The following is a 2,775-nucleotide window of genomic DNA, read 5'->3' on the forward strand; positions in this document are numbered from 1 at the left end:
TCGCTGCGACGATGAAGCCGAAAACCGAGGAGTCCGACGAGCTCTAACGGTTAACTGGAAAGATCAGCGCGCTGCGGCCTACCGCGTAGGGTTACTCCGAATTGGCTGCGACGGGCAGATGTCAGGCTGCGGCCTAGGGCCGGCGCTCAGGTCGACTTACAACCGCTGTCGGAGCGCAGCGGACGATGGCTAAAGGCGAACTTGTTTCGCTTCCCGGGCGCGGTGTGGTCGCGGAAGCGTGGCTGTGTGGAGCTGTCAGAGGGCGACGTGATCGCGCTGCATCTTGTTGTCGAGCGGATCACGGAAGCCGGGCTGAAGGTGCGGCTGTCGGGGCGCCTTCGCGGCTGGGACGGTGCGTCGCCTGTTTGGTCTTTGCTGGTGCGCAAGCGTTAGCGGATCGGGCCCTCCTGAAACGCACGCCGACGATGACGGCTTGGGGTCACCAGCGCCGGTTTGATGGGCGCTTTTTCACTTCCGGTCTGCCCCTTTAGCAGACCATATCTGAGCCAAACCGCACTTCGCCAACGGGCCAACAGCAGACCGAGCACAGAACGCTTTAGTGCTGCTACCGAATGAGCGGCGGGAGGTGCGCCGCGTCAATCAAGATATTTGCGCAGGATTTCGATGAGCCGATCGGGCCCCGTCTGCGGCGGCATGAAGCCGAGATATTCGCCGTTCCGCCCCATTAGATAGATGACGCCCGAGTGATCGATAGCATACTCGCCGCTGCGCTTGTCATCCACCTTCCGGTAGTAGGCCTTGTAGGAATTGGCGACCTGCCTGATCGTGTCGGAAGACCCGGTCAGCCCGATGAAGCTGGGGTAAAATGCCTTGAGGTAATTCGCAAGCACCTCGGTATCACGTTCGGGATCGATCGTGATGAAGATGGGTTGAACTCTTTCGGCTTTGGGCCCCAGCGCGTCCAGCGCCTGCGTGATTGCCATCAGGTCAGTCGGACAGACGTCGGGGCAGGAAGTGTAACCGAAATATACGATCGTCAGCTTGCCGCGAAACTCGGCGGCGCTGCGCATCTTCCCGTATTGGTCAGTCAGGGTGAACGGTCCTCCGATCGGCCCGCGGGCGAACATCAGATCGTCCATCATCTCGGCGGCCGATGGTTGCGGGTCGGCGACCGCCGTCATAGCGCCAATCATGGACGCTGCCACAACAAGCGCGCACGCCGTCAGCCTCGTCACCGCGTGTCCCGTTGATTAAATCCCGAACGTTATGCGTGTGCCCGTCGTTGTGGTCAGCACTTTGCCCGGCATCTGGCGCTGTGCTTCCTGGGTGAAGTTCAGCCCGCTGCAGTGCATCGGGATCAGCACGTCAGGATTGAGCTTTGCGATCTCGGCGACAACCTGCGTAAGATAGTCGGCCGGTGCCGGTCCGAGATGGAAGCCGCCCATGATGGCATGAACCTTGTCGATGCCGGAAACTGCCATCGCCTGCCGCACCGAATTGACGATGCCAACATGACCGCAGGACGAGATGACGATCAGGCCTTTGTCTTTCAGGTTAAAGCAGGTCGCGTGCTCATGGATATGTTCGTCGGGTACGATCTTGCCTTCCATCTCTGCCGGCAAATAGTGGCTGGTATTGCAGCCGGCACCGTCCTTGAGCTGAAATCCCACCAGACTGTTCGGAAGCACCTTCTCGATGCTGCTGCGGGTAATCCTACCAGTGGTAAAGGCCTGACCGCCGATTACGACCGGAGCTTCGCACAGTACAACCTTCACGTTTTGCTTGGCAATGTCCCGGCGATCGAGCGTGCCAAAGTCGGCAAGGTCGCCTCCGCCACCCATCTTAACGTAGCGCGGGCAGAAATTATCCTCGCCACCGGCGTACATCGTGAGGTCAGCCGGCATATCCTTGCGGTGCCGCTCCAGGAAGCCGAGCAGGCCACCCCAATGGTCAAAGTGGCCGTGGCTAATGATCAGCGCGTCGAGCTTGGAAGCATCGAGCTTCAAGAGCTCCATGTTGCCGTTGATCGCCTCCGGCGTCCAACCGAAATCAAGAAGAAAGGTTTTCCTCTCATCGCCGCGCTGCGGCTCCAGGTACAGCGACAACCCCCATTCGCTATGCAACGGCCGCTTCGGATCGGCCGGACGGCCGGGCTCGGTCCTCACTCCGCTCACATCTTTCGGCTTAAAGAAGATGTCGCTCGCGCTGTCGACGAGAACCCGGACGCTGAGCTTGTCGATGGTTGGGACCTCGATCGGGCCAGCCTTGGCTACCTCTAGACAGGAAAAGCTGCCCGCCGCGGTCGTAAGCGTCAGGCCAGCGGAAATCTTCAAAGCATCCCGTCGGCTGAAATTCATCATGAGCAATTCTCCATCGGCAATTCGCGCCCGCATAAAGTGTTGCCCTTCAATTACAGGCGCAATCGGTTGCGCTGTCAACGCTAGACGGGATCGTCGCGGCTGACGTCGGCTGTGGGTCAAAATGCGAAGAACTCAACTTGAGCAAATTTGGGCCGCCATGCCTCGCTGAGCGGACCTCAAGAGCGCCGCTACTTCGCTGACGGGCCACAAGCGCGAGTACATGGAGGGCTTCGGCTTTGTCCGGGTCGGACCAGACGACTTCGCCGATTTGGCAACTCTTGGCGTATAGCTAAATTGCTGCAATTCACGTTGTTGAAGGCCAGAAGATATCCACTCCTCCACATTCAAACGACTATCGTATTGAAGCTTCGTTCTAATTCTGGCTCGATAGTGAGTGCGCTACCGCCTACCTACGGTGCCAACCTACGGGTCATCGAAAAAACTGCCAAGACGC

At 59.1% G+C, this 2,775-nt stretch carries 3 protein-coding genes; 1 reads left to right on the plus strand and 2 read right to left on the minus strand.

The features are described 5' to 3' along the window. The first annotated feature begins 267 nt into the window (after positions 1–267). On the plus strand, positions 268–393 hold the full coding sequence (locus tag ABIB91_RS41535; protein ID WP_283806973.1) for a hypothetical protein: 126 nt from the start codon (positions 268–270) through the stop codon (positions 391–393). A gap of 203 nt (positions 394–596) precedes the next feature. Here the strand turns inward: ABIB91_RS41535 and ABIB91_RS41540 are convergent, their stop codons facing one another. After that, the gene (locus tag ABIB91_RS41540) at positions 597–1,154 is read right to left on the minus strand and encodes an SCO family protein (RefSeq protein WP_244561253.1); all 558 of its coding nucleotides are present in this window, start codon (positions 1,152–1,154) and stop codon (positions 597–599) included. A gap of 57 nt (positions 1,155–1,211) precedes the next feature. After that, on the minus strand, positions 1,212–2,321 hold the full coding sequence (locus tag ABIB91_RS41545) for an MBL fold metallo-hydrolase (protein ID WP_354172961.1): 1,110 nt from the start codon (positions 2,319–2,321) through the stop codon (positions 1,212–1,214). Positions 2,322–2,775: the final 454 nt, after the last annotated feature.

Origin of the sequence: Bradyrhizobium sp. JR4.3 (assembly GCF_040547695.1) — a bacterium.
Lineage (GTDB): Bacteria > Pseudomonadota > Alphaproteobacteria > Rhizobiales > Xanthobacteraceae > Bradyrhizobium > Bradyrhizobium canariense.

Coding starts and splice junctions, on each gene's coding strand:
- ABIB91_RS41540 (WP_244561253.1), bottom strand. CDS start 1,154: ATGATTGGCGCTATGACGGCGGTCGCCGACCCGCAACCATCGGCCGCC.
- ABIB91_RS41545 (WP_354172961.1), bottom strand. CDS start 2,321: ATGATGAATTTCAGCCGACGGGATGCTTTGAAGATTTCCGCTGGCCTG.